General features: G+C 56.4%; 30 protein-coding genes and 1 pseudogene. 15 read left to right on the forward strand and 16 right to left on the reverse strand.

Annotation, left to right across the window (positions count from 1 at the left end; translation table 11 throughout):
• Positions 1 to 6: 6 nt before the first annotated feature.
• From ACP6KB_RS23075 to ACP6KB_RS23095, 5 genes are all read right to left on the reverse strand, one after another.
• Entirely contained in the window at positions 7 to 138 is a 132-nt protein-coding gene (locus tag ACP6KB_RS23075) for a YHYH domain-containing protein (RefSeq protein WP_191832365.1), read from the reverse strand.
• 129 nt (positions 139 to 267) lie between these two features.
• Positions 268 to 1,008 carry a TraX family protein gene (locus ACP6KB_RS23080; protein WP_191832366.1) on the reverse strand — a complete coding sequence of 247 codons (741 nt, stop codon included), beginning with the start codon at positions 1,006 to 1,008 and terminating at the stop codon, positions 268 to 270.
• Positions 1,008 to 1,445: a YqaA family protein gene (locus ACP6KB_RS23085; RefSeq protein ID WP_191832367.1), complete on the reverse strand. Its 438-nt coding sequence runs from the start codon at positions 1,443 to 1,445 to the stop codon at positions 1,008 to 1,010. Before ACP6KB_RS23085 ends, ACP6KB_RS23080 begins: the two co-directional genes overlap by 1 nt.
• 12 nt (positions 1,446 to 1,457) lie before the next feature.
• Positions 1,458 to 2,594, reverse strand: a complete 1,137-nt coding sequence (locus tag ACP6KB_RS23090; RefSeq protein WP_191832368.1) for a nickel/cobalt efflux protein RcnA — start codon at positions 2,592 to 2,594, stop codon at positions 1,458 to 1,460.
• 7 nt (positions 2,595 to 2,601) lie between these two features.
• On the reverse strand, positions 2,602 to 2,919 hold the full coding sequence (locus tag ACP6KB_RS23095; protein ID WP_191832369.1) for a metal-sensing transcriptional repressor: 318 nt from the start codon (positions 2,917 to 2,919) through the stop codon (positions 2,602 to 2,604).
• A 511-nt stretch (positions 2,920 to 3,430) separates the two neighbouring features.
• On the opposite strand from ACP6KB_RS23095, the gene ACP6KB_RS23100 reads away from it, so the two are divergent.
• The 3 genes from ACP6KB_RS23100 to ACP6KB_RS23110 all read left to right on the forward strand — a co-directional run bounded on the left by ACP6KB_RS23100 (position 3,431) and on the right by ACP6KB_RS23110 (position 6,298).
• Positions 3,431 to 4,168 (forward strand): HupE/UreJ family protein, encoded by a 738-nt coding sequence (locus tag ACP6KB_RS23100; RefSeq protein ID WP_442109594.1) that lies wholly within the window; start codon positions 3,431 to 3,433, stop codon positions 4,166 to 4,168.
• A 12-nt stretch (positions 4,169 to 4,180) separates the two neighbouring features.
• Positions 4,181 to 4,837: a transmembrane anchor protein gene (locus ACP6KB_RS23105; RefSeq protein WP_191832371.1), complete on the forward strand. Its 657-nt coding sequence runs from the start codon at positions 4,181 to 4,183 to the stop codon at positions 4,835 to 4,837.
• A 279-nt stretch (positions 4,838 to 5,116) separates the two neighbouring features.
• Entirely contained in the window at positions 5,117 to 6,298 is a 1,182-nt protein-coding gene (locus ACP6KB_RS23110) for a Fic family protein (protein ID WP_191832372.1), read from the forward strand.
• A 232-nt stretch (positions 6,299 to 6,530) separates the two neighbouring features.
• Here the strand turns inward: ACP6KB_RS23110 and ACP6KB_RS23115 are convergent.
• Positions 6,531 to 6,680, reverse strand: a pseudogene (locus ACP6KB_RS23115) (diguanylate cyclase domain-containing protein); the annotation flags it as partial.
• A 56-nt stretch (positions 6,681 to 6,736) separates the two neighbouring features.
• Here ACP6KB_RS23115 and ACP6KB_RS23120 point away from each other — a divergent pair.
• The gene (locus ACP6KB_RS23120) at positions 6,737 to 7,069 is read left to right on the forward strand and encodes a DUF2790 domain-containing protein (protein WP_191832374.1); all 333 of its coding nucleotides are present in this window, start codon (positions 6,737 to 6,739) and stop codon (positions 7,067 to 7,069) included.
• 71 nt (positions 7,070 to 7,140) lie between these two features.
• On the opposite strand, the gene ACP6KB_RS23125 is transcribed toward ACP6KB_RS23120, so the two are convergent.
• The 7 genes from ACP6KB_RS23125 to ACP6KB_RS23155 all read right to left on the reverse strand — a co-directional run bounded on the left by ACP6KB_RS23125 (position 7,141) and on the right by ACP6KB_RS23155 (position 12,617).
• Positions 7,141 to 7,596: a DUF411 domain-containing protein gene (locus tag ACP6KB_RS23125; protein WP_191832375.1), complete on the reverse strand. Its 456-nt coding sequence runs from the start codon at positions 7,594 to 7,596 to the stop codon at positions 7,141 to 7,143.
• Complete coding sequence (locus ACP6KB_RS23130; protein ID WP_280042751.1) at positions 7,586 to 8,377, reverse strand: c-type cytochrome; 792 nt, start codon at positions 8,375 to 8,377, stop codon at positions 7,586 to 7,588. Before ACP6KB_RS23130 ends, ACP6KB_RS23125 begins: the two co-directional genes overlap by 11 nt.
• A gap of 9 nt (positions 8,378 to 8,386) precedes the next feature.
• Positions 8,387 to 9,466: a copper resistance protein B gene (locus tag ACP6KB_RS23135; protein WP_280042754.1), complete on the reverse strand. Its 1,080-nt coding sequence runs from the start codon at positions 9,464 to 9,466 to the stop codon at positions 8,387 to 8,389.
• Complete coding sequence (locus tag ACP6KB_RS23140; RefSeq protein WP_038614600.1) at positions 9,456 to 9,785, reverse strand: hypothetical protein; 330 nt, start codon at positions 9,783 to 9,785, stop codon at positions 9,456 to 9,458. The genes ACP6KB_RS23135 and ACP6KB_RS23140 overlap by 11 nt, the downstream gene beginning before the upstream one ends.
• A 14-nt stretch (positions 9,786 to 9,799) precedes the next feature.
• On the reverse strand, positions 9,800 to 11,614 hold the full coding sequence (locus ACP6KB_RS23145; RefSeq protein ID WP_191832378.1) for a copper resistance system multicopper oxidase: 1,815 nt from the start codon (positions 11,612 to 11,614) through the stop codon (positions 9,800 to 9,802).
• A 186-nt stretch (positions 11,615 to 11,800) separates the two neighbouring features.
• Entirely contained in the window at positions 11,801 to 12,007 is a 207-nt protein-coding gene (locus tag ACP6KB_RS23150; RefSeq protein WP_191832379.1) for a co-regulatory protein PtrA N-terminal domain-containing protein, read from the reverse strand.
• A gap of 250 nt (positions 12,008 to 12,257) precedes the next feature.
• On the reverse strand, positions 12,258 to 12,617 hold the full coding sequence (locus tag ACP6KB_RS23155) for a co-regulatory protein PtrA N-terminal domain-containing protein (protein ID WP_191832380.1): 360 nt from the start codon (positions 12,615 to 12,617) through the stop codon (positions 12,258 to 12,260).
• Positions 12,618 to 12,809: 192 nt separating this feature from the next.
• On the opposite strand from ACP6KB_RS23155, the gene ACP6KB_RS23160 reads away from it, so the two are divergent.
• The 8 genes from ACP6KB_RS23160 (at position 12,810) to ACP6KB_RS23195 (ending at position 22,340) form a co-directional block, all read left to right on the forward strand.
• Positions 12,810 to 13,487 (forward strand): heavy metal response regulator transcription factor, encoded by a 678-nt coding sequence (locus ACP6KB_RS23160; RefSeq protein WP_191832381.1) that lies wholly within the window; start codon positions 12,810 to 12,812, stop codon positions 13,485 to 13,487.
• Positions 13,487 to 14,881, forward strand: a complete 1,395-nt coding sequence (locus ACP6KB_RS23165) for a heavy metal sensor histidine kinase (protein ID WP_280043375.1) — start codon at positions 13,487 to 13,489, stop codon at positions 14,879 to 14,881. Before ACP6KB_RS23160 ends, ACP6KB_RS23165 begins: the two co-directional genes overlap by 1 nt.
• A 295-nt stretch (positions 14,882 to 15,176) precedes the next feature.
• Complete coding sequence (locus tag ACP6KB_RS23170) at positions 15,177 to 15,518, forward strand: hypothetical protein (RefSeq protein WP_191832382.1); 342 nt, start codon at positions 15,177 to 15,179, stop codon at positions 15,516 to 15,518.
• Positions 15,519 to 15,617: 99 nt separating this feature from the next.
• Positions 15,618 to 16,874 (forward strand): TolC family protein, encoded by a 1,257-nt coding sequence (locus ACP6KB_RS23175; protein ID WP_191832383.1) that lies wholly within the window; start codon positions 15,618 to 15,620, stop codon positions 16,872 to 16,874.
• Complete coding sequence (locus ACP6KB_RS23180; RefSeq protein ID WP_191832384.1) at positions 16,871 to 18,355, forward strand: efflux RND transporter periplasmic adaptor subunit; 1,485 nt, start codon at positions 16,871 to 16,873, stop codon at positions 18,353 to 18,355. Before ACP6KB_RS23175 ends, ACP6KB_RS23180 begins: the two co-directional genes overlap by 4 nt.
• Positions 18,352 to 21,510 (forward strand): efflux RND transporter permease subunit, encoded by a 3,159-nt coding sequence (locus ACP6KB_RS23185; protein ID WP_191832385.1) that lies wholly within the window; start codon positions 18,352 to 18,354, stop codon positions 21,508 to 21,510. The genes ACP6KB_RS23180 and ACP6KB_RS23185 overlap by 4 nt, the downstream gene beginning before the upstream one ends.
• Positions 21,507 to 21,869, forward strand: coding sequence for a copper-binding protein (locus ACP6KB_RS23190; RefSeq protein WP_191832386.1), 363 nt, complete (start codon positions 21,507 to 21,509; stop codon positions 21,867 to 21,869). Before ACP6KB_RS23185 ends, ACP6KB_RS23190 begins: the two co-directional genes overlap by 4 nt.
• Positions 21,870 to 22,130: 261 nt before the next feature.
• Positions 22,131 to 22,340, forward strand: coding sequence for a hypothetical protein (locus ACP6KB_RS23195; RefSeq protein ID WP_262405545.1), 210 nt, complete (start codon positions 22,131 to 22,133; stop codon positions 22,338 to 22,340).
• Between the two features lie 29 nt (positions 22,341 to 22,369).
• Here ACP6KB_RS23195 and ACP6KB_RS23200 read toward each other — a convergent pair whose 3' ends face one another.
• On the reverse strand, positions 22,370 to 22,612 hold the full coding sequence (locus ACP6KB_RS23200) for a GDCCVxC domain-containing (seleno)protein (protein ID WP_191832387.1): 243 nt from the start codon (positions 22,610 to 22,612) through the stop codon (positions 22,370 to 22,372).
• Between the two features lie 125 nt (positions 22,613 to 22,737).
• On the opposite strand from ACP6KB_RS23200, the gene ACP6KB_RS23205 reads away from it, so the two are divergent.
• Complete coding sequence (locus tag ACP6KB_RS23205) at positions 22,738 to 23,727, forward strand: arsenic resistance protein (RefSeq protein ID WP_191832388.1); 990 nt, start codon at positions 22,738 to 22,740, stop codon at positions 23,725 to 23,727.
• A gap of 58 nt (positions 23,728 to 23,785) precedes the next feature.
• Here the strand turns inward: ACP6KB_RS23205 and ACP6KB_RS23210 are convergent, their stop codons facing one another.
• The gene (locus ACP6KB_RS23210; protein WP_191832389.1) at positions 23,786 to 24,877 is read right to left on the reverse strand and encodes a flavin-containing monooxygenase; all 1,092 of its coding nucleotides are present in this window, start codon (positions 24,875 to 24,877) and stop codon (positions 23,786 to 23,788) included.
• A 41-nt stretch (positions 24,878 to 24,918) separates the two neighbouring features.
• Complete coding sequence (locus ACP6KB_RS23215; RefSeq protein WP_191832403.1) at positions 24,919 to 25,257, reverse strand: ArsR/SmtB family transcription factor; 339 nt, start codon at positions 25,255 to 25,257, stop codon at positions 24,919 to 24,921.
• A 115-nt stretch (positions 25,258 to 25,372) separates the two neighbouring features.
• On the opposite strand from ACP6KB_RS23215, the gene ACP6KB_RS23220 reads away from it, so the two are divergent.
• Both ACP6KB_RS23220 and ACP6KB_RS23225 read left to right on the forward strand, forming a co-directional pair.
• Complete coding sequence (locus tag ACP6KB_RS23220) at positions 25,373 to 25,786, forward strand: arsenate reductase ArsC (protein ID WP_191832390.1); 414 nt, start codon at positions 25,373 to 25,375, stop codon at positions 25,784 to 25,786.
• A gap of 8 nt (positions 25,787 to 25,794) precedes the next feature.
• Complete coding sequence (locus ACP6KB_RS23225) at positions 25,795 to 26,151, forward strand: metalloregulator ArsR/SmtB family transcription factor (protein ID WP_191832391.1); 357 nt, start codon at positions 25,795 to 25,797, stop codon at positions 26,149 to 26,151.
• Positions 26,152 to 26,168: the final 17 nt, after the last annotated feature.

A 26,168-nucleotide genomic window follows, 5' to 3' on the forward strand; every position in this document is an offset into this window, starting at 1 on the left:
TGCCGCTTAGTGACAGTGGTAGCCGCCAGTTTTGTGGTTGGTGTGGCAACCCTTGGAATCGGTACCACCACTGTGCGCAAACGCAGCAACCGAAGAGAACGAAAGGACAGCAGCAATAACGAGAGAAACAACTTTCATCAGGCTAACTCCATGCGTAGTTTTTATAGGCGGAATCTTCCACCACGCACAGAGTATGGCTATTTGCCTTCATCAAACAAGAGCTTGCGGGTTCAGTTGTGGGTAAGCCGATGAAAGGCATTCTATGCCTCACAGACACAAGCGGAGAGCTAGCAATGCGACCAAGTGGCCTGGATAGAACCAATACCCCCACTGACGTACCGGTTGTACATTGAAATGCAGGCTCTGGCGCAGGAGCCACAAGCCTAGAAGCGGAGCGGCGCAGGCAGTGCCCAAGGCTAGGATCGACGGAGTGTTTAGATCCAGAGCCCGGGCGACGATGCTGCTGCGAGTATTGATCAATACGCACAGGAGTGCAGGCAGTAACCACAGTATGCCTGGCCGCTTGATCGCAATAAGCACTGTCGCTGGTACAAGGACGCCATAGAACCCGTACATCAGCGTATCGTTGAGCAGATAGGCAAGCGCCCCTGCGGTGATTGCAAGGGCCCCAGCCAACCACGTGCGATGATGAATCCCCCACGTGACCAGCAGCCCCAGTGTCAGAGTCACCAAGACATTGAATAGTCCAGAAGTGCTGATGTAGCGATAGGGAACCTCGGAAATGATCGCGAACAGGATCATCAAGATGAGGTATCGACCATTGGCGGCTGTCAGTAGCTCGCCGGGGCCCGTACGCGCCACATTGGCGGCAATCGCTACGCAAAACAGCGGAAAGGCGAGCCGTCCAACGATAAACAGGTCGCCCATTTCGGGCCACACCAAGCGCAGGTGATCGATGAACATTGTGATCATGGCTAACCACTTGATCAGGTCCTGGCCGGCATTGCGATTCTTGATGACCGGTGCTGTTAGCTCATACGCGCTCATCACGAGCCTCCCAGGACGAGCACTGTGAGCAGTAGATAACGTCCCCCCTTGGCCAGGGTGACGATCAAAAAGAAGCGCCACAGGGGCTCACGCATAATGCCCGCGACCAGGGTTAGAGGATCGCCAATGATCGGAGCCCAGCTGAGTAGCAAGGACCAGTGGCCGTAGCGTTGATAGGACTGCTGGGCTTTTTCGAGCTTGCTCTCACTAACCGGAAACCAACGTTTGTGCCGGAAGTGCTCGATGCTGCGCCCAAGCACCCAGTTAACCAACGAGCCCAAAACGTTGCCGGTTGTGGCCACCAGTAGCAGAGTAAGGGGCAAATATTTCTCGGAGACCAGCATGCCGGCGAGTACTGCCTCTGACTGCATGGGCAGCAAGGTGGCGGCACCGAGTGCCGCCAGAAATAGGCCGATGTAGCTGGTCAGTTCGAACACTGAGCAGGCCCCTCAGCTGTTCAGTCCGATCCAGCCATGGAAGCCTACATAGAGGCCGACACCGATAATCAGGACGCTGGAGAGGTAGGGCGCACGCCGCGCCACGGTACCCAGCCATGGCCAGCGATTGGACGCTTGTCTTGCACCAATCGCTGCTGCGCTCCCTACTGCCACTAGGGTAAGCGCCAAGCCAATGCTGAAGCACAGAACCAATATGGCGCCAAGTGCGACTTCTTTAACCTGGAGGCAGAGCAGCAATACCGTGATGGCTGCAGGGCATGGAATAAGGCCACCGGTCAGGCCAAACATGATGATCTGCCCCGTTGTCACTTCCCGATTGGTAAAGCGCTTACGGATGTCGTTGGCATGAGCACGCTCATGCGCGTCCTGGTAGTCATCGACGGACAGCTCCAAGCCCTCCCGCTCGGAATGTATGTGGCCATGATCGTGCTCGCGGTAATCGAGATCATAGTCATGCGAATGGCCAGCATGCCCGAGACTGAGCCGAGCGCTGAATTCATGGGGTTCAGGAATATCAACCGTGGATTGGAGATACCCTTCCCGCTCGACAAACGCGAATTGCTGGCTCTTCCCGTCGGACCTGGTGGTGGTCAATAGAACTTGAGCAGCCGGCCAGGCATGGCCACTCAGCACTTTCATCCGCCAGTGCGGGGGCATACCGTCTTCGAAGATTGAAAGCTCGATCCGGCCATGGCCGGTATCAATACGGTGAGTCTCATCGTGAAGCCCGTGGTCATGATCACTATGATGGTGATCATCGCCTTGCTCGAACTTGAACATCTGCTCGCCACGCCACGTCCGCCAAAGCATCCACAGGGCAATCACAATGATCAGGGCAGAAGATGCGAGCTGGAAGTAAGGCTCTGTAGTCTGAGCATCCAGCCCCTTACCCAGGTACATGCCACCGATTGCGACCAGCCAGACCACCAGCGTGTGGGAAATCGTGGCGGCAAGGCCCAACAGGATTGCCTGCTTCACAGAGCCACGAATCGCAACGATGAATGCAGCCATCATGGTTTTGGAATGACCAGGCTCAAGCCCGTGGAGAGCACCCAGCAAGATGGCACTGGGAAAATACAGCCAGGCGTGGGCTCCACCCTGCTGTAGCAAATCTGCGAAGTTCGGCATGGGGAACCTAAAGGTACTTGGTGATTTGCTTGAATTCTTCAAGCGATGAGCGATCCCCGTTACTCAATGCCACGACGGTGTCTTCCAGGCAGTGGTCGATGTGATCCTGAATGAGCGTCCGCTTGGCTTGGCAAACCGCTTTTTCAACCGCATGCAGCTGCTGTGCGATGTCGACGCACTCACGGCCCTCCTCGATCATCGCAATGATGCTTCGCAAGTGGCCGTCCGCACGCTTGAGGCGCTTGATGATCGCTTCGTGGCTTTGATGGATATGTGTATGACCATGTGGGTGGTCATGGGCATCGAGGTGCACATGCTCAGTCATGACTTGAGTCTCTGGTTTCGATGAATTACGCTGGCATCGTATCCCCCCCGGGGGGATACTTCAAGCACGCTTCAGATTCTTTGGAATAGGCCTGAAAGGCACCTGTGATGTTTAGTCGTTCTCTATCAACGATGGTGATTCTTGCTCTCGCTCTGGCCGTTATCTCGGCGTGGACGGGGCATGCCTATACGTTGTCAGTGCCCGGTAAACATCCTGTAGCAGAGGTGGTGCAAGGAGCTGAGTATGATCACAGCCATGGAGCATCAACTTGTACACAGTGCTCCGACCATTACCACTCGCCATTAACCCCTGATCACCAGCACGAGACCCCTCAGCTGAGCTCTACGGTGCAGCTTTGTGCACAGCAGAAGCCTCTCGTGCGGCTCACCGCACCAGGGCATTCACTTCCCCGATCTCCAATATTCCTGATCGAGCGCCCCCCCCGTCCTCCGATTGCTTCCTGACCATTGCCGCACAGCGGCTCAAGATCATTGCAACGTAGGATTGATCCATGCACTTGCACCCAACAAGTGGCGGGGATGTGTTCGCTATGCGCCCACATCGACCGCTATTGCTGCTCTTTTTACTTGTCGCATCGCTTTGTTTAGGCATGCCCGAGACGTTGGCTCATGCCGTCGCCGAGGGGGATAAAGGCTTTATTCAGGAAAGCTCGGGCGTGATGCTCTTGCCGTTCATCTACATGGGCGCCAAGCACATGATGACGGGGTACGACCACCTGTTGTTTCTGTTCGGGGTGATCTTCTTCCTGTACCGAATGAAGGATGTCGGGCTCTACGTAACGCTGTTTGCCGCCGGGCATTCGGTCACCCTGTTACTAGGCGTGCTCACGGAAATCAACATCAGCTCGTATGTCATCGACGCCATCATCGGTTTCTCCGTGGTGTACAAGGCGCTCGACAACCTGGGCGCGTTTCAACGCTGGTTTGGCTTCCAGCCGAACACCAAGGTAGCCACGCTGGTGTTTGGCCTGCTGCATGGTTTCGGCCTGGCGACTAAGATCCAGGAGTACGAGATCTCTTCAGATGGCCTGATTCCCAATCTGATTGCCTTCAACGTTGGCGTTGAAATCGGTCAGCTGTTGGCGCTTGGCAGCATTCTCATCCTGATCGGCTATTGGCGGCGGACAGCCAGCTTCTGGCGCCATGCCTACATCGCCAATGTCGCCATGATGAGTGCCGGCTTCCTACTTATGGGTTACCAGTTAACCGGCCTGCTTGTTTCCTCGTAAGGAATTCTGACTATGTTCAATACCCCGCTTCCAACTGCAAGTGAACTGCCCAGCAGCCGTCAGCTCGTCCGTTCCACCGTGATCGCTTTGGCAACTGCCTTGGGTCTGCTGGTGACGGTGGTGATGCCTTCGGAATACGCCATTGATCCCACTGGGGTCGGTCGAGCTTTGGGGCTGACACAAATGGGTGAGCTGAAAATCAGCTTGGCGCAAGAGGCATTGGCCGATGCTGCGCCGCCACAACCAACCGCTGCTATTTCCACGTCCGTGGTCGCCCCAGCGCCGCAACCAGTGGCTCAAGTGCAGCCTATGGCCACCCCGACTGCACAACCCACCACAGCAGCACCTGCGGCAAAAACGGACTACATGACCTTGACGCTCAAGCCAGGCGAAGGCCGAGAAATCAAGCTGGAGATGCGCAAAGGCAGTACAGCCAGCTACGAGTGGACCGCGACTGGCCCGGTCAACCATGACACTCATGGAGAGACCTACAACGCAGCCCAAGGCGACTTCCACAGCTACAGCAAAGCCAAGCAGGTAAAGGGCGACACAGGAGAGATCACTGCTCTATTTGACGGCACCCATGGTTGGTTCTGGCGTAACCGCACCAACAGCGAGGTGACCGTCTCGTTGAAAACCTCTGGCGACTATCTCTCTGTCAAAAAGTAACCCGCTGATACCGCGCTCCAACGAATCGTTGGGGCGCGCTTCATCACTTCCCTTAGGAAAAGAATCTTATGAAGTTCCCAGCTGCGCTGCTCCCAGGGAGCAAGACCTATTCTCGAACTCATAGACTCCATCGCTACGCCTGTCCACAATGAATAGGATCTACAGAATTTCGAGACCTTCGGTCTGGTATGTGAGCACACCCCATCCGTGCGATTCACAATGTCTGCAAAATCTCTTTCGAACAGAGCCTAGGCTTACGACAAAGTAATCATCCGGCAAATGGCACTTACTCCCCTCATCACTCAAGACCGTATCCCAGGTGACCTACAGGATGTGGTCGTTGAGATCATGCGGCTCGACGCAGCACTTCGCATCAACGTCCCCCCACCGCTACGGCTCCCTCTGATGGAGCATCTTCATAAGGTAAACTCGTATTACAGCAACAAAATTGAGGGCAACTCCGCTCTACCGGCAGACGTGTTAAGCACCCATGAAATGCCAACCGACGTCAAAGTCGCAAATGAGTTAGAGAAGATTAAATGCCACATTGAAGCGCAGAAACGCCTGGCGGATGACCCGATCGCAGATTCGCTAATCTGTACCAGGGACGCAGTCGCACGTATGCACCGGGAGCTCTACAAAGGCATACCCGACGTGCTACTGGACATGAAAGTCAACGACGATGGTGAGAGCATCCGTATGGTCCCGGGGCAGTTCAGGGATCGGGGTGTTAGGGTCGGCAAGCACATCCCGCCAACTGCCGAGAAACTTATGTCCTACATGAATTGGTTCGAAACCGCCTACCGGTTGGACCGGCACCACGGCATCTCACCAATTCTGGCTGCTGCAGCTGCGCATCACCGACTGATGTGGATTCACCCATTCGTGGATGGTAATGGCCGCACAGGTCGCCTATTCACCGACCAGTATCTCAAGGCCAGTGGTCTGGGTGGTTCAGACTTGTGGTCAATGTCCCGTGGCTTCGGCCGCAACGCCGAGGCGTACTATGCAGCGCTGAATGCTGCTGACCATGTTCGCAAAGGCGATTTCGACGGACGTGGCGAGCTCTCCGATGCAGGGTTGCTGAAATTCACTCGCTACTTCGTCGAGACCGCTCTCGATCAGGTGAATTATTTCAGCTCCATACTAGAACCACGGATGCTGAATCAGCGGATCGACAACTACTTCCAACAGCGGCATCAGGAAGCTTTCTACACCATAAAAGGTGAGGTGTTGCCGGAGTTCAGCATCAAGGCTTGCGAACTCTACAAGGATTTGCTGTGCCACGGTGATCAGTCGAACGACGCTATCCAAATCAAAATGGGCTTAAGCGAAAGTACAACCCGAACCCTTCTTTCGCAGATGGCCGACGAGGGGTTGATCAAATGGGAGGGACTCAAGTCGGTTTCTCTAAGCCTCTCCCCTTACTCTATCGAGTTCCTGTTCCCGTCCCTCTGGTAATCGATTGGCCTTGAACGTCATAAGCTGAGACTTACTCACCGCCGCCCCTCTGACCTCAAGTCTGATCCCTTTGAGCCCCACTTTCTGAGTCGAGAGCGGTCAATCATGAGCGACTGCTTTCCACCCCCAAAGCAGACCTCCCTAAGTCACCCCCTGAAACGGAGCGCTGATTGCTACCGGCAGAGAAGGGATGTCAATCTGGGCGCAGGTGAGCAGATCAGCTCTCACTGCTGAACAGCATCACTTCGTTTCTGCCGCGCTGCTTGGCTTCGTACATGGCTTGATCAGCGGCCTTGCTAAGGTTGTCGGTATCTTGTGCGTGATGTGGGTACCCTTCAGCTATGCCTGAGCCCGACTTACGAAGATGTAATCGGCCCATCATTCGAACGACAGGTCCATTCCCTTAAGATTCAGTCACGTCAAATAGGAGTGATGAACATGAGAATTTTTAAAGGAATTGCCGCTTTGCTGATCCTGACCGCATCCTCGACCGCATTGGCTGAGGGCGGATCCGACCGATTGCACGGAAAGATGATTCAGGCGAATGAACAAGCTATGCGCGCTTATGCCGCTGCCAATGGAAAAAAACCACCAGAGGTAACCCACTATCGCTACGGGATGAAACTCGACATTGCGAAAGTGATCAGTATGACCTCGAACCGGGGTACCTGTGACGTGATGCCGGCGCAAATGACCTATGAAGACTCGACTGGAAAGCTCAACATTCTTGAGTACCGCACAGCCGGCATAGGTTGCCGCGGTCAGAGTTGACTGATCAGGATGCCCTCCCCACAATAAAAACGGCGCCTACAAGGCGCCGTTTTTATTGGTCTAAGGAAGGGTTAGTGGCCTGGATATTCTGCAACCACTTCATCACCTCCGCTCTTGGTGAGGCCGATGACCTGATAAGCATGCGTAACACCATCCACTTCCATCCCTGGAGAGCCTGCGGGCATCCCTGGCACGGCAATGCCAAGCAGGTCACTTCGCTTTGCCAGCTCTCGAACTTGTTCAGCTGGGACATGCCCCTCAACAAACTTTCCGTCGATCACTGCGGTGTGACAGGACGCTAAACGTGGCACGACCCCGAGATTCTGCTTTACAGCACTCATATCGGTTTCAACGTGATCGATGACCTTGAAACCATTCTGTTCCATGTATGCAACCCACTTTGTACAGCACCCGCAGTTTGCATCTCGGTGCACATCGATCGCGGTTGGCACGGCTGCGTAAACTGGCGGTAGCGTGAGAAATGCAGCAAGGGCGGTCAACCTCAGGAAGCGGCTTTTAACTTTCATGGGGATGCTCCTTTCCATCACTGTGCGTATGAGTCTTCGGAGTCGGCTTGGAGTGATGATCACTATCAGCTTCGGCCGCGTCATGACCGCCGTGATGGTCGGTGTCAGGCTTGGCGCTGGCGGGATCAGCGGAAGGTGAATGATGCGCCTCTGCTTGCCCCATATCGTGATGGCCTCCTGTGGAGGCAGGCTTGCTGTGGTGGCCAGGCTTATTCCCGCCATGCTGACCTTCATGATTGTGCATCTCACTTTCCCCACCGCCGTGCTGGTGCCCGCCACTGGTTGCTACCAGCGCTTTGTACTGCTCAGCGTTCATCTGCGGTAGTTGGTCCAGAAATGCGACAATGCCCCAGATATATTGATCACCCATGCTCTTGCCCCAAGCAGGCATGCCGGTGGCCTTGATACCATGTTTAATGGTCCAGAACGCAGCGGCGGGACCATCGTCTAGGCCAATCTTGGTGAGGTTGGGAGGAGACGGATACAGTGCTTGGCTGAGCTCAGTCTTATCAACCCCTGGGGCGAGATGACAGCCAATACACATGGCATTGTAGTTCCCGGCGCCAGTACGAATCAGGGTTTCATCCTTTAGATTCGGTACCTCGATATCTCGTGCGCGAACCTCGATAGAGCGATCCCGCGCCATGGAGAGGAATGCATGGACTGCCGGAAAGTGAGGATCATCAGCACCAACGTTGACCAGGCCGAAATACGCGACCCCCAGAACAGCCGCACTACCCAAGGCGCCTGCTGCCACAAGCGTTGTAATTGTTTTCTTCATGTCAGGTGCTCAAAACCACATCCGAATGCCAGCAACGAATCGGGCTTCATCCACATCCCCATCTTCTTCGCGAATCAGGTCTGCAGTTTTGCCGTAGGAGCGGCTCCAGGTGACGCCTATGTAGGGTGCAAATTGGCGAACGAGCTCATATCGTAAGCGCAGTCCAACTTCGGTGTTGGCGAGACCGGAACCTACGCCACGCGCAGGATCGTTTTTGCCATAGAAATTAGCTTCTGCGGTAGGCTGCAGGATCAGGCGATTAGTCAGGAGGATGTCGTATTCGCCTTCCAGCCGTGCGGCGCTCTGACCATTCTCACCAATGAAAGCGGTAGCTTCAGCTTCGAATTCGTACAGCGCCATGCCCTGAATACCGAAAGCTGCCCATGTCTGGGGAGATTCTGGTTTGAAATCCTGGCGAACCCCAGCAACCACATCCCACCAAGGACCGATTGAGCGCCCGTATAAAAGCTGTAGCTCGGCATCCTCGGTAACGCCATTTGTGCGCTCGCCCTCAGAACGGATCCATAGCCGGTTGATGTCGCCCCCAACCCATCCCGAAGCATCCCAAGCCAGCGTGCTGCCTTCGTCTGCGTCCTGGTACTCAAGCTGATCCAACAAGAAGAAGCTGTTGATACCGCTATCGTGAACTTCATGACCGCCCAGTGGAGGAAACGCCGCGTTTCGGTCCGCATCAGTCAGTACAGGAATCGGAGTACGACTGGTCGCCGTGGGGGCATTAGCAGAACCGTGGTCCATCTTCGAATGATCCATGGCTCCGTGATCCATACCTTCCATGCTCCCATGGCCCATCTTGCTATGGTCCATGGAGTCCTTGCTTCCCTGCATGGAGCTATGATCCATCTTGCTGTGATCAACAGAAGTGGCCTTTTTCGGCTGCTTGCTTGCCCCCATCTGGCTGTGGTCCATTCCCTGCATCGCGCTTTGTGAAGAGGCTGGATCCGTTTGCATAGACCCATGCCCCATCGCTGAATGGTCCATTTCTTCAGCCGCAAAGCTAGGCGCACCATTCAGTGCGCTGAGGGACACAGCCAATGCCAAGAGCGATGGTCGTGCCAGCCTATTGGTCATCTTTCCCTGCCTTAGCTTTGTCGCCGCCGTGCGAATCCATCATTTCGCTGTGATCCATGCCTTCCATCGACCCATGATCCATACCCTTCATAGATCCATGGTCCATGCCTTTCATAGAGCCATGATCCATTCCTTCGGCTTGCTTACCCTGTGCGCCCTTGGTTCCGGCGTTGGATTTAGCTGAACTCGGGGCGTCAGCAGACTTCTGGGTATGTTGCTCATGATTTTCACTGGACCACGAGGAAGGGGCATAAACAGCCAGAAGACCTACCATGGCGGCAGAGAAGAAAAAGGCGCTACGTTTCATTGGTTTGCTCATCTCAGATCTCCAGATTATTCGTCCACACGGACTTCTCGGAACATGCCCATTTCCATGTGGAGCAGTAAGTGGCAGTGATAGGCCCATCGCCCTAAAGCATCGGCAGTCACGCGATAACTTCGTTTTGAGCCAGGAGGCATGTCGATAGTGTGTTTGCGCACCATGAAGTTACCGTCCTCGTCCTCCAGGTCGCTCCACATGCCGTGGAGATGGATGGGATGAGTCATCATGGTGTCGTTGACCAAAGTGAGGCGAAGACGCTCGCCATACTTGAGGCGCAGGGGCTCTGCATCAGAAAACTTAATCCCATCAAAAGACCATGAGAACTTTTCCATATGTCCGGTGAGGTGTAGTTCGATAGTGCGACCAGGCTCTCGGCCGTCTGGATCAATGAAAGTGCTTCGCAGATCCGCATACGTCAGGACACGGCGTCCATTGTTGCGCAGTCCGATTCCTGGATCGCTCAACTTAGGCGTCGGCGACATCGTCTGCATGTCGACCAAGGGGTTGTTGGTCTCCGAATCTGGGTGAGTCTGCATGGCTCCGCGCATTCCAGACATGCTGCTGTGATCCATGTCGGCCATCTTGCTGTGGTCCATGCCGGCCATGCTGCTATGGTCCATCCCAGCCATCTTGCTGTGATCCATGCCGGCCATGCCAGGCATACCGCCCTGCGTTGACCCGTGATCCATTCCGCCCATATCGCCGTGATCCATGCCCATATCGCTCATCGAGATGAGAGGACGCGGATCAACTGCTGGCACGGGAGCTTGCAAACCTTCACGTACGGCCAATGTGCCCCTGGAGTACCCTGTGCGATCCATGGTTTGCGCGAAAATGGTATAAGCCTGCGCGTCATCCGGCTCGACGATTACATCGTAAGTTTCTGCAACCGCTATTCGAAACTCATCGACCGTCACCGGTTTGACATGCTGTCCGTCGGCTGCGACCACAGTCATTTTCAAACCGGGAATCCGCACATCGAAGTACGTCATGGCCGAGGCGTTGATAAAGCGCAACCGGATCTTTTCGCCCGGCTTGAAGATGCCCGTCCAGTTGCTGCCCGGGGCGTGGCCATTCATGAGATAGGTGTAGGTATAGCCGCTCACATCAGCCAGATCGGTTGGGCTCATGTTCATCTCAGCCCACATTTTCCGGTCCGCCACGGCAGCTGACCATCCCATCTCGCTTACGTCGTTGACGAAATCGCCAACCGTGCGTTTGTGGTAGTTGTAATAGTCCGACTGCTTCTTGAGCTTGGACAGAACTCTGGCAGGGTCCTCATCGGTCCAGTCGCTAAGCATGACCACGTAATCCCGTTCATAGGTGAACGGCTCGGGCTCCTTTGCATCGATGACCAATGCACCGTACACCCCGACTTGTTCCTGTAGCCCAGAATGGCTGTGGTACCAGTAGGTCCCGTTCTGATGGACCTTGAACTTGTACTCATACATGCCATCAGTTGCGATGCCATGGAAGCTCAGGCCAGGCACACCATCCATGTTCGCCGGCAGGATGATGCCGTGCCAATGGATGGAAGTATCCTGCTTCAAGCGGTTGCGAACTCGGAGCGTGACAGTGTCACCTTCGCGCCACCGAAGAATTGGTCCAGGCAGCGAGCCGTTGATCGCCATTGCCGTACGAGCCGCTCCGGTGATGTTGACCGGCAGCTCACCGATGTACAGATCAAAATCGGTGCCTGTCAGCACATTAGGTTGGCCAGGGCTGGTCACGGCCCAGACCGGCGTGCGCCACATGCCCAATCCACCAAGTAGTCCAGTAGCGGCCAGGCCTTTGACGAAGGATCGTCTCGTGGTTTTGCTTTGCATGCCGTAGTGTCCAGTCAGTCAGGTAATTCGCTGATATTCGGGCTGTTCGAGGTCGAAGGTCCCGATTTCCTTAGGATTCCCACAAGCCTTGTAGACTTTTCAGAAAGCACAAGCCGCGGTGGGAAAGAGCAATCTGAAACTGCCACATAACAGATTCCCGAGTGATTACATTTCTGTAAGCTCGGCTCAGCAGCTCTCATGCTTCGCTTGTTTGTGAATCTCAGCTGCTACCGGCGCCTGGTCCTTCTTCTGCTGTGCAAGCTGATTCGTACTCACGGAGGTCTGCCGGGCTGCCTCCATCCTTGCAAAGATGCGGTCGGCACCGCCTTCAGCCAGAGCAAGGCTAGACATGCCAAAGGTGACCATCATCACGAGCGTTTTGATCAAGTTCATCAGTTGTGCCTCAGCGGGTTACGGTGAGCCCCAAGGGCTTCAGGCTTAGGGTCACATTAGCTAGCCTGCGCTTTCAGAAAGCTGAGCTGGGTATTACAGTTCTGTCAGGTTCTTGCGACTGATCATTCCACCCGGCCAAACGTCTGCTGCGGAGACTGAAACGAAATGACTGAATCTGGCCCCAAAAAAACGGCGCCGTTTGGGCGCCGCTAGGCCAAAGGAGCAGAGGGGAACGGCCGTGAATTCGGGGTTATGGATGACACTCCTTGTCCGCCATCATTAGCTTGTGCTCACGGACCATTTGACCAAGGACCTCATCCACCATCTTGTCGTGTTTCTCCATCCACGCTAGATGTTCATCCTTTGACATGCCTGCTTTGGGATGGTCTTGATGCAGCTGGCTCATCAAGTCCTGCAACATGGCCATGTGCTCTTTCATGTGTACATGCCGTTGGCCGAGGTCAGCTTTCTCCGCTTTTACCAGTACGGCCTCGGCCTGGTCCCGAAGTAACTGGATTCTTTCGAGCGCACGGTCGCTTCCACCTTCAGCGAACACAGTTGAAGACAGCAGCATAGCTGTAGCAAGAAGCACTGGTTTGAGCGATTTCACAGGACGATCTCCACCAGGTTGTCAGGGTCACTGCTACCGCTAACGGCAGGCACGATTGCGATGCCTGTCATAACAGACCGTAGACAGGACTCCCTGACAGCTGCCTGATGCCTACATTACTTTTGCGTCAGGTTCTGGTTGGGCGGCTTTTTTGCTGCAAACTGGACATGTACACCATTGGGGTCAAAGCACATGAAACTACTCGTAGCTGAGGATGAGCCAAAAGCCGGAGCCTACTTGCAGCAGGGCCTCGCAGAGGCAGGTTTTACTGTTGATCGTGTCCTCTCGGGTACCGACGCCCTTCAACATGCACTGAGCGAAAGCTACGACCTACTGATTCTCGACGTGATGATGCCGGGGCTAGATGGCTGGGAAGTCCTGCGGATGGTTCGCGCGGCAGGTAAAGACGTCCCTGTCTTGTTCCTGACGGCTCGTGATGGCGTAGACGATAGAGTGAAAGGCCTTGAGCTAGGGGCCGACGATTACCTCATAAAACCATTCGCATTCTCAGAGCTACTCGCTCGGGTCCGTACGCTACTGCGCCGGGGCATCAGCTCGTCAGCTCAAACCACCATGAAAATGGCGGATCTTGAGGTTGACCTTCTCAAGCGGCGTGCCACTCGAAACGGCAAGCGAATTGATCTGACAGCAAAGGAGTTTTCACTTCTAGAGCTTCTGATGCGGCGTCGCGGTGAAGTGCTGCCCAAATCCCTAATTGCATCCCAAGTGTGGGACATGAATTTCGACAGCGACACCAATGTGATCGAGGTGGCGATTCGGCGGCTGCGGGCAAAGATTGATGACGACTTTGCTCCGAAGCTCATTCACACAGCCCGAGGCATGGGCTACATGATGGATACAACTGAGTGATGCTGTCACAGTCCTCACTCGTCAAACGTCTGACCTTGATGATCATGTTCGCGGTCATCGCTGTACTGGCGGTCGCAGGCATCAGCTTCAACATGCTGAGCCAACATCACTTCCGAATGCTCGATGAACAAGCGCTATTCGAGAAGCTGGAGTCGACAAGACACATCCTGTCGATCCAGGCACCGGGAGCAAGGCTTGAAGGGCTACGACCGCAACTAAGCGCATTATTAGGCGCCCACCAGGATCTGACGGCGGAGATCCTCAACTCAGACGGTGCTGTACTGTTTTCAGATCTCAAAACCGTGCAGATCCCCGATCGTTACAAGCGTGCTGAAAAAGAAACCATGTGGGAATGGCAGGACGAATCCCATAACTTCCGCGGCGTCACGTCTCACGTCAAGATCCCAGGCGACCTAGCCCCCGGCACCGTCATGCTGATGCTGGATATCACCAGCCATGCGCATTTCTTTGAAACCCTGCAACGGTGGTTCGGAGTCGGTTTGGTTATCAGCGCGTTGGTCAGCGCAGGCTTGGGTTGGCTAGTCGCGAAAAGTGGGCTGCGTCCCGTCGAGCAGATCACGAAGGTTGCGACGTCCATGTCTGCTAGGTCACTCCAAGAACGCATCCCTCTGGAACCTGTGCCACTTGAACTTCAAGAACTGATCTTGTCCTTCAACGGAATGCTCGCACGCTTGGATGACGCATTCGTTCGCCTATCCAACTTTTCGGCCGACATCGCACACGAGTTAAGAACCCCGGTGAGTAACCTGCTAACGCACACCGAGGTCGTGCTGACCAGGAAACGCGATTTGGACGCGTATGAGGAGAACCTGTACTCGAATCTGGAGGACCTGAAGCGGATGTCCCGCATGATCGATGACATGCTCTTCCTCGCCAAGGCCGACAACGGGCTCATCATTCCTGAGCAGGTCGACATCAAACTTGAAGATCTCGTGTCCAAGCTTTTCGAGTACTACCAATTACTGGCTGAGGATCGAGGAGTACGGCTAAGCCTTCATGGAAGGGGAATCATCACTGGAGACCGTCTGATGATTGATCGAGCTGTCTCCAATATCCTCTCGAACGCCATGCGATACACGCCGGAAGGAAAGGAGATCGCGGTGGAGATCCAGCATTCCGCAGACCAGGTGACACTCACCATCCGAAATAGCGGAGCCACAATTGATTCGCAGCACATCAACAAGATCTTTGATCGTTTCTACCGTGCCGACCCTGCGAGGCGGGAGGGTGGTCCCAACAATGCAGGGCTCGGTCTTGCGATCACCCGTTCCATTGTAGAAGCACACAAAGGTAGAGTCTGGTGCACCTCATCTGAAGGTTTGACCGCCTTTCACTTTGCTTTTCCCGCCGATCAACAGGAAGCGGCCGGGTAGCGAACTCTTGTGCCATCAATGTTGCGCTAACCAATTTCACCAACACTCACCCACATGACCCGTTTGTCACCACTGTGCAGCCAAGCGTGACACCTCGTCTGCTACGGGTAACAGTTTTCAGTCACTCAATTTACAGCCTGGATCTTGAACTCTTCGGGAAAAAGCCGACTGCTCATGGAACCGCCTAGTTGGCCTCATTCTGAGGCATTGTGATGTCTGCGAAACTCGGAACGGTTCACTCTTCCTAAGAGATTTGTAATTGTCCGGTGCGTGAGCAGCGACTAGACTCCCCAACATGAAACGCTACATACGGTGTTGCCTCATTTTCCTGGTTAGCCTGGCGCTTCCCCTCAGTGGGATGGCGGGTATCGAGGCACCGACTGAACCCTGCCCGATGAAGACCATGGGCATGGCGATGATGGACGACATGGGCATGGACTGCTGCAACGATATGAAAAGCCCTGCCGAACACGGCAAGCCCTGCAAGCCGGGCCAGGAATGCAAGACTGGCGGCATGCTGCAAGTCTCGATCATCAAGCCTCCTGTTACCTTGTCCAGCCCCGTCGTGACGTCCGTCTTCGGCGATTTCCTACCTACGCAGCCCCTTTCAGGGGTATGGCGACCGCCCTGCGCCTGATTCCTGTACCACACTGAGTCCCATCGGCCATTGATGCGATGGCATACCTGCGTGCATGTCTGAAGAGGCGCGCGGTGATTCATCACAGGAATCGTGAACATGAACTCTAAGTGCTATTGCACAGGTTGGTCCCTCGTGGCCGGTCTGCTGGCAAGCGTACTGGCATTGTCGAGCGTCGCCGCCCCGCTGACCCTCGATGAAGCCCTGCGGCTAGCCGAAAACAACGCCCCCTCACTGACGGCCCAAGCGGCCAAGCTGCAAGCTGCCAGCAGTGCCGCAATCCCCGCAGGGGAATTACCCGATCCCAAGTTGCTGCTGGGGGTACAGAACTACCCGATTGGCGGTCCCGATCGCTGGAGCCTTGACCAGGACTTCATGACCATGCAAATGGTTGGGGTCATGCAGGAGGTGCCCAACCGCGACAAGCGCCGGGCGCGTACCGCGGTCGCCGAAGCGGCCGTTGATCGAGCCGCGGCTGAAGGTCAAGTCGAGCGATTGAATGTCCGGCAGGCCACGGCATCGGCCTGGATCAGCAGCTATTCAGTCGAGCGTAAAGAGGTGCTGTTCCAGGATTTTTACAAAGAAAATCGTCTGTTGAGCGATACCGTCCTGGCGCAGATCGCCGGTGGCCGAGCCCAGCCTGCCGATGCGATCACACCCAGGCAGGAAGCGGCGCAATTGGCAGAGCAACAGGACGATCTGATTCGCCAGCGAGCACAAGCTCGAGCGGCTCTCAAGCGCTGGATTGGCGCCGCCGCCAATGACCAGCCTGTGGGCCGTCTGCCGGAATGGCCTGTCGATAGCTCGAGCTATTCCCACAAGTTGCAACATCATCCTGAACTGGCAGCGTTTGCACCGATGACCCGCGAGGCTGAAGCCAAAGTGCGCGAAGCCGAAGCGGAAAAGCAGTCCGACTGGAGCTGGGAAGTCGATTATCAGCGCCGCGGGCGGGAGTTTGGCGATATGGTCAGCGTGCAACTCTCATGGGACCTGCCGTTGTTCCCCGGCTCCCGACAAAATCCCAGGATCGCCGCCAAACACGCCGAGCTGAATCAATTGGAAGCCGAGCGCGAAGCTCTTACACGCGAGCATACCCTGCAACTGGAAGCTGATTTGGCTGACTACGAGCGTCTAAACCGTGCCGTGAGCCGCAGCCGGGAAACCCTGGTCCCCCTGGCCAAGGAAAAGGTTGGACTGAGCATGGCCAGCTACCGCGCAGGGAAAGGCGACCTGGCGTCTGTTATCGCGGCCCGACGTGAACTCATCGAGGCTCGCCTTAAACAAATTGACGTCGAAGAACAGCGAGCGCTGACGAATGCTCGCTTGTATTTCAACTACGGGGACACCAGCCGATGAGCACTCGAATCTGGAAAGGGGGTTTGCTGGCAGGCTTCTCGGTGGCCATAGGCCTTGGTGGCGGCTACTGGTTCGCTCAGCAACGCATGAACACAATGCCTGATGCGCTCACACAGCAGGCTCCCAAAACGCAAGACGAACGCAAGGTGCTGTATTGGTACGACCCGATGGTGCCGCAGCAGAAGTTCGATAAACCGGGCAAATCGCCCTTTATGGACATGCAGCTGGTACCACAATACGCGGATGGCACAACCACCGGTGCCGCCATCAGCATCGACCCCGACCTGACTCAGAATCTGGGCATGCGCCTGGCAAACGTCACCCGTGGCGTCCTCGCTTCTAGCCTGGACGTTGTCGGCGTGCTGGCATTCAACGAGCGGGAAGTTGCGGTGATTCAGGCACGTACCGCTGGCTTTGTGGAACGGGTCTATGCCCGCGCCCCAGGCGACCTGCTCACGGTGAATGCACCATTGGCGGATATCCTGGTACCGGAGTGGGCTGCTGCCCAGGAAGAATTCCTCGCACTTAAACATAATGGCGATGCCGACTTGCTGGCAGCGGCCCGCCAACGACTCCGCCTCACGGGAATGCCCGCGGCACTGATTACTCAGGTAGAGCGCAGCGGCAAGGTCCAGCCGAACTTGACCCTTACCAGCCCCATTGGCGGTGTGCTGCAAGAGTTGAATGTCCGTACGGGCATGACCGTGGCGGCTGGCGAGACGCTGGCCCGGGTCAATGGTTTGAGCAGCGTCTGGCTGGCGGTGGCCGTTCCAGAGTCGGAAACTGGATCAATCATCGTCAGACAGACGGTAGAAGCACGCCTGCCAGCCTTCCCGGGGACAGTGCTCAACGGCACGGTCAGTGCGATTCTGCCGGAAACCAATCCGGACAGCCGCACTGTCCGTGTGCGAGTCGAGCTCCCCAACGCTGACGGGCGACTCAGACCGGGAATGACAGCGCAAGTGCGTCTGAACCGTACGACCGAGCAAAGTACGTTGTGGGTGCCGAGCGAGGCAGTCATCCGTACTGGCCGGCGCACGCTGGTGATGCTCGCCGAAGACGCGGGTCGCTACCGTCCGGTAGAAGTGCAACTCGGACTGGAAAACGACGGCAAGACGGTAATATTGAAAGGCTTGCAGGAAGGTGAACAGGTAGTCAGCTCCGGACAGTTCTTGCTCGACTCCGAAGCCAGCCTCAAGGGCATTGTCGCAACCACGCTGGAAGTACCAGCACCACCCACTGCCGCCTCCGCCCTTCATGAGTCAGAGGGGCAAGTCCTGCAGATCAATAGCCAAGATGTCACGCTTGCCCACGGTCCGTTCAAAACATTGGGTATGCCAGGCATGACCATGACCTTTCCGTTAGCAACCCCTGCGCTCATGCAGGGGCTCAAGTCGGGCGACAAGGTTCGTGTATCCGTCAGTCAAACCGATGATGGTTTGCGCGTTGAGCGCCTGGAAAAACTAGGGGATCAGCCATGATTGCGGCTCTTATCCGCTGGTCAGTGGCTAACCGCTTCCTGGTGCTATTGGCCACGCTGTTTGTCACGGCCTGGGGCGTCTGGTCGGTGCAGAGCACGCCCATCGATGCGCTGCCAGATCTGTCCGATGTGCAGGTGATCATTCGCACCCCGTATCCGGGCCAGGCACCGCAGATCGTCGAGAACCAGGTGACCTACCCGTTGGCCACCACCATGCTCTCGGTGCCAGGGGCGAAAACCGTGCGCGGTTATTCCTTTTTCGGCGACAGCTTTGTGTACGTGCTGTTTGAAGACGGTACCGATATGTATTGGGCTCGCTCCCGGGTGCTGGAGTACCTAAGCCAGATACAAAGTCGCCTGCCCGCCAGTGCCAAGCCGGCATTGGGGCCAGATGCCACTGGGGTGGGCTGGATCTATCAGTACGCCCTGGTGGATCGCACCGGTGGACACGACCTAGCGCAACTCCGTGCACTTCAAGACTGGTTTCTCAAATTTGAACTGAAGACCCTGCCCAATGTGGCGGAAGTGGCCACCGTGGGCGGCATGGTCAAGCAGTACCAAGTGCAGCTCGATCCGCTCAAACTGGCCAGCCTCGGCATCACCCAGGCGCAGGTCACCGAGGCGATTGGCAAGGCCAACCAGGAAACCGGCGGCGCCGTGTTGGAGATGGCGGAAACCGAGTTTATGGTTCGTGCGTCAGGCTACCTGAAGACATTGAATGACTTTCGAGCAATTCCACTCAAGCTAGGTGCCGGTGGCGTACCAGTAACTCTCGGCGAAGTCGCAACGATCCAGTTGGGTCCAGAGATGCGTCGCGGTATCACTGAACTCGACGGCGAAGGCGAGACCGTCGGCGGCGTGGTGATTCTGCGCAGCGGCAAGAACGCTCGCGAGACCATCGCAGCAGTCAAAGCCAAGCTCGACGAATTGAAGAAAAGCCTACCGACCGGGGTGGAAATCGTCACTACCTACGATCGCAGTAAGCTGATCGACCGCGCCGTGAAAAACCTCAGCCACAAGTTGCTCGAAGAGTTCATCGTCGTCGCCTTGGTCTGCGGGATATTTCTGTGGCATCTGCGCTCATCCCTGGTGGCCATTATCTCGCTGCCGGTCGGGGTATTGATGGCCTTCATTGTCATGCGCTACCAGGGAATTAACGCCAACATCATGTCCCTGGGCGGGATCGCCATCGCCATCGGTGCCATGGTCGACGCCGCAGTGGTGATGATCGAGAATGCTCACAAGAAGATCGAGGCATGGCACGCGGCCCATCCCGGGCAAGAGCTCAAGGGTGAACATCATTGGCTTGTAATGACTGAAGCTGCGACCGAGGTAGGGCCAGCGCTGTTTTTCTGCCTGTTGATCATCACTTTGTCGTTCATCCCAGTGTTCACTCTGGAAGCACAGGAGGGGCGGCTGTTCGGGCCCCTGGCGTTCACCAAAACCTACGCCATGGCGGCGGCAGCCGGATTATCGGTGACACTAGTGCCGGTGCTGATGGGCTACTGGATTCGCGGACGAATTCCCAATGAGGAACAGAACCCGCTGAATCGCTGGTTGATCAGGCTCTATCAACCCGCCTTGGACGCAGTGCTGCGTCGGCCCAAAGCCACTATGCTGGTCGCCCTGCTGGTGTTTCTCAGCACACTATGGCCGATGTCCCGGTTGGGGGGTGAGTTCCTTCCTCCACTGGACGAGGGCGATCTGCTCTACATGCCTTCGGCGCTGCCAGGGTTGTCGGCGCAGAAAGCGGCGCAATTGCTGCAGCAGACTGACCGTCTGATCAAGACGGTGCCCGAAGTCGAACACGTCTTCGGTAAAGCAGGCCGCGCCGAAACCGCTACCGACCCGGCGCCACTGGAGATGTTCGAAACCACCATTCAGTTCAAGCCGCGTGAGCAATGGCGACCCGGCCTGACCCAGGAAAAGTTGGTGGAGGAACTGGATCGGGTGGTCCGTGTGCCGGGATTAACCAATATCTGGATCCCGCCGATTCGCAATCGCATCGATATGCTCGCCACTGGGATCAAGAGCCCGATCGGGGTGAAAATTGCCGGTAGCAACCTGACAGAGATTGATGCAGCCACTCAGGCGGTTGAGCGCGTGGCCAAGGACGTACCTGGGGTCAGTTCTGCGCTGGCTGAGCGCCTAACCGGTGGCCGTTACATCGACGTGGATATCGACCGCAAAGCCGCTGCCCGCTATGGGCTGAACATCGCCGATGTGCAGTCAATCGTCGCCGGCGCAATCGGCGGTGAAAACATCGGGGAGACCATTGAGGGACTGGCACGCTTCCCAATCAATGTGCGATATCCGCGCGAGTGGCGTGATTCGCTCGGCGCCCTGGAGCAACTGCCGATCTACACCCCACTAGGAAACCAAATCACCCTTGGCACGGTGGCTAGGATCAAGGTCAGCGACGGTCCGCCGATGCTCAAGAGCGAGAATGCAAGGCCTTCCGGATGGGTGTATATCGACGTGCGGGGGCGGGATATTGCCTCGGTGGTCGCCGACTTGCGCCGTGTCGTCAGTGAGCAGGTCAAGTTGCAGCCAGGGATGAGCTTGAGCTACTCGGGGCAGTTCGAGTTTCTCGAAAGGGCCAATGCCCGACTCAAGCTGGTAGTGCCGGCCACTCTGCTTATCATTTTCGTCCTGCTCTATCTGACCTTTGCTCGCCTCGACGAGGCCTTGTTGATCATGGCCACGCTGCCATTCGCTCTGACCGGCGGAGCATGGTTCCTCTATCTGCTGGGCTTCAATTTGTCGGTGGCCACCGGCGTTGGCTTTATCGCCCTGGCCGGTGTGTCTGCCGAATTTGGAGTGATCATGCTGCTGTACCTGAAGAAGGCCTGGGCCGAACGTGAAGACCTCGGTGACAACACAGAGCGTGGGCTGGTCGAGGCGATTCGCGAAGGTGCGGTGCTGCGTGTTCGACCCAAGGCCATGACCGTCGCCGTCATTATCGCCGGCCTATTGCCGATACTCTGGGGCAGCGGGACCGGTAGTGAAGTGATGAGTCGCATCGCTGCACCGATGGTCGGTGGCATGGTCACGGCTCCCTTGCTTTCTCTCTTTGTCATTCCGGCGGCCTATCGCTTGATGCGCCGTCGGCACCTCCCCGTTGTATCCACCAACCCTCAAGGTAAAGCCGTATGAAACTGACCCTGATTGCCGTTGCAAGCACCGTTGTCGCACTGTCTCTTTCCGCACAGGCGGAGGACATGCCGGGAATGAAGAAGGAGGCTATGCCCATGGAGGGCATGCAGATGAAGCAAGAGACCAAACAGGCTCCAGTGGCCAAAGCGGAGGGAACGATCAAGGCTATCGATACTACGAAGCACACAGTGACGATTGCGCATGGCGCCGTGCCGGCCCTGCAGTGGCCCGCCATGACCATGGCATTCAATGCAACAACCGAGCAACTGGCAGGCCTGAAAGCTGGGGATCAAGTAGCGTTTGAGTTTCGTGCCGAGGGTATGGCAGCCACCATAGTGTCGATCAAGCCCCTGAAATAACAATGGCATGGATGGCTGATTCGACCTTCACAAGCAGTTATCGAACCTGCCATCCACCATTCTTGGGCGTACAGGTCAGCGAAAGGTCGGCAGCCCCACGGGATAGTGAAGAGTTGATTGCTCCACCATCCTCTTGATTGACTCCTTGGGTTTGAAGGATGGTTTCATGCGCCTGAAGTAGGCGCCCTTTTCCAACAAGTACCCTGTGTCACCCGTTTGTGGTGACGTAGCCAAATCGACGCGACTGGCGAGGGAGTCGTTGTGCGCAGCAATGGCCGGCCGCTGCCTGAGGCGGATGAGATCATCGTGGCCACGGGTTTACATCCCAATCTGCAGCCCCTAAGTGAGCTGCGGCTGGCAATTGACCAAACCACTCAAAGCCCTGCTCAGTTGGCTCCATTGATCGATCCAAACGAATACAGCTTCGGCACCGTTCGCCCGCATGGTCTCGACGAGTTAGGGACTCGGTGAACAGTCTCGGTCCATCGCCCTGCCAGAGATCAGATCTGGCGGGGTACTTTAGGTGCGTCTAAACCACAGCAACCGCGCTGCTCCTGGATCGGTGGGCACTTCACCGAGCCAAACGAACAGAACACACAACAGTCACCAGGATTCGGGCGTAGCAGGGTCTTGCAGCTGTCACACTCGTAGAAGAACTGGCAGGCGTCCGTGGGCATGACCTCCTGCTTGGCGAAGCCGCAATGCGGGCAGGTCAACACGGATTCAAGGATGATGGCGCTCATAGCTGCCCCACTTATGTACGGTGCCTGCCCTGTAAAATACTGGAGCCGGACCGATGGCGCGAGTAGAGGATGCTCGAAGCGCCATTATGTGGATCAGTATGCGACGTCTTAAACTTGAGAGCCCCATGAACAGAGATACCCTTGAGCAAAACCAGATACCTATCTACTTCGTCGCGGTGATAGTCGCCGCACTCGGTGGGCTTCTGGCTCCATCCTCTGCACAGGGGTTGTCGGCCTTGATTACCCCTAGCATCGCCATACTGATGTACGCGATGTTCCTGCAGATTCCCTTCCTGAATCTGCGAGAAGGACTGCGCAACAAGCCCTTTATGGCAGCGCTCATGGTCACCAACTTCATCCTGATCCCGCTGCTGGTCTGGGGGCTGACCCGCTTTCTGGAAGGCCAGCCAGCCATTCTGATTGGTGCGCTACTTGTCCTGCTGACGCCCTGCATCGACTATGTGGTGGTGTTCACCCACATTGGCCGGGGCGACTCACGCTTGATTCTTTCAGCTACCCCCATCCTGCTGCTACTCCAGCTCGCGTTGCTGCCGCTCTACCTCAGTCTTATGCTTAGCGGTAACTCCGGGGTTGAGATGCAGGTCGGCCCATTCCTCGAAGCCTTCTTGGCGCTGATCGTGGGTCCCCTGATCCTGGCCCTGTTGACCGAGGCCCTGGTCAAACGCTCCACAGTAGTAAAAGTCTGGGCCGATGCCTGGGCCTGGTTGCCGGTACCGGCGATGGCGGCAGTACTGATCGCTGTAGTCGGCTCCCAGATCGCCCCTGTGGTGAACCAGATCGAAAAGCTCGCACCGGTGCTGCCTGTATATATCGCCTTCGCTTTCCTGGCCCCGATGATCGGCGCCTTGGTCGCGAAGATGTTTAAACTGCCCGTCGGAGCGGCCAGGGCGGTGACATTCAGTACCTCGACGCGCAATTCGCTGGTGGTCCTGCCGCTCGCCCTGGCCTTGCCCGAAGAACTGCGCGGACTCGCTGCCGCCGCAGTCATCACCCAGACCCTCGTTGAGCTGGTTTTCGAGTTGATCTATGTTCGAGCGATTCCATCGCTCCTTTGCCGGGATCGATCGACGACCACAGCGTCGCTCAGTCGCTGACTGCGTCACGAAACAGGCGTCTGCAACTTCCAGTTTCGATCCGTTGTCCCGCCAAAGATCAGGCTTGGCGGGGTGAAGCTGATAGCTGAGACGGGTGATCCTTGCCCAGATGATGAAGCAGTCGAGGCATTAGGTAACTGGCGTCAGCACCCACGCCCCTGAGTGTTGCCGAGGCGAAGTTACGTTGCTTCGGCAAGCCTACGAAGTACAAGCCAGGCACCTTGCTGGCTACACCGTTGTGTTGCAGCACACGTCCACTCCGGTCTGCGACCGGGAGGCCTGACAGGAAATCAAGGTTTGGCTGGAAGCCCGTCGCAAAGATCAGCGCATCGACTTGGGTCGTGCTTCTGTCCGGCCAGACAACAGCATCGGATAGCACTTGCTGGAACATTGCCCTACGCCGGAATCGACCGGCGTTGAGGGCCTTCCGGTACTTGCCAGTGTCGAGCACGGGAGTGCTCTGGTCACTCAACCATCGTGTTTGCTCCAGCCTGGTGAATTTCAGCCAAGCATGAAAATCGAGCCCGAGGATTCGCTGCGGGAAGAAACGGATTTTCTCGCGGGTTGCCAGCACTACCTCGGCGACGCCTGCAAGCTCATAAGCGATCTGGACAGCTGAGTTCGCGGCTCCAACCACTACGACGCGCTGGCCAGTAAAGGGCTCTGGCGTTCGATATGCTGAGCTATGCAGACATGTCCCTGAGAAGCCCTCCAACCCAGGAACGCTGGGCGTGAACGGCCGGCTAAATCCTCCCGATGCTACGACCACAGAACGTGCGGTGAGGATCGCTCCGGTGTCGCAGCGAACCTCAAACACCTTTTCCTTCTGCGCTACGCCCACCACTCGGATGCCGCCCTGAAAAGGCAGTCGAAACTCGGCAGCGTAGGCCTCCAAGTACTTCACCACCTCGTCCCGTAGCGGATAGCTCTTGGGGTCACCAGGAAACGGCAGCCCCGGCAGCGCTGAGTGTTCAGCCGGTGAGAACAGCTGCAGGCTGTCGTAGTAGTTACGCCAGTTTCCGCCTGGGCGTATCTGCTCATCAATGATGAGAAAATCCAAGCCGTGATGCTGCAAGTGCCAACCAAGCGCCAAACCTGCTTGGCCTCCCCCAATGACAACCACATCCAAAGTACGACTCAATTCATTCATATGTGCACACTCATGCATATATCAAGAGAAAAAAAGCCACGCTACGGGCAGCACAGCGAAACCAGACCCTTGGTTCGCTGGAGGAGGCCCTCCAAACGCTCGACGATCGCCCCGCCATTCACTTCATAGAAAACCTGTCTGCCCACTTTGGTGGCTTTCACGATGTGAGCGTCGTGCAGCACCTGTAAGTGCCTTGAGATCACAGAGCGCTCCTGCGGCAAAGCTTTGGCTATTTCGCCGACATCCGCCCTCCCTAACTGAAGCACGCGCTTGAACACCGCGACCCTAGAGGGTTCGCAGAGAGCTTTGAAGAAGGCTTCATCCAGCGACTCAATGGCAGCATCGATGGCTTGGGCGCGGAGATTGTCAGTAGTCGTCATGAGAGCAATATATGTGCATGAAGACGCACATGTAAAGCCACCCATCATCACAAGCTTGCGATACATTTGGAAAATCGTATATTTGAAAAACCATATATTAGCAGAGCATCTAGTGATGACTGGCAAGATCCGCGTCCTGTTTGTTTGCACCGCCAACGCTGCTCGCTCCCAGCTCGCCGAAGCATTGCTCCGGCACACAGACCCTGTGCGCTTCGAAGCTTTCAGCGCAGGCACTCAGCCTGGCGTAGTCGACCCGCGAACCTATGCCGCCCTTGAGCACCTCGCCATCGACTCCAGCGCCCTGCGTAGCAAATCCATCGACGAGTTCGCCAGTGAACACTTCGACTACGTCATTACCCTCTGTGACAAGGCCGCCCAGGAATGCCAAGCGCTTCCGGCTTTTGGCGAGCAGCTGGTATGGAGCTTCGAAGACCCTGTCACCAGCGACAAACACGACGCCTTCCGCCACACGCTTCACGAGATTCATGAACGCATCAAGATGTTCGTCCTCGTGAAAACCAAACACTGAGAACCGCTATGACTGACTCGCTGACCCCTACCAAGGTTTTCAAATGCCTCGCCGACGAGACACGCATTCGGATGATGTTGCTGATCGCTCGCGAGGAAGAGCTCTGCGTCTGTGAACTGACCTGTGCGCTGGAAGAAAGCCAGCCCAAGGTTTCCCGCCACCTAGCGCAATTGCGTACGTGTGACCTGCTGGAAGACCGCCGGCAGGGTCAATGGGTTTACTACCGGCTACATCCCGAACTGCCCGCCTGGGTACGCGAGGTCTTGGCAACGACGCTGGAGGCCAATCACGAATGGCTGAGTACCAGCTCCAAACGACTGGACACCATGGGTGGCCGCCCACAGCGCGTGGCCTCCTGCTGCTGATCACTGCCGAGAAAAGC

Origin of the sequence: Pseudomonas sp. NUPR-001 (assembly GCF_052147955.1) — a bacterium.
Taxonomy (GTDB): Bacteria; Pseudomonadota; Gammaproteobacteria; order Pseudomonadales; family Pseudomonadaceae; genus Aquipseudomonas.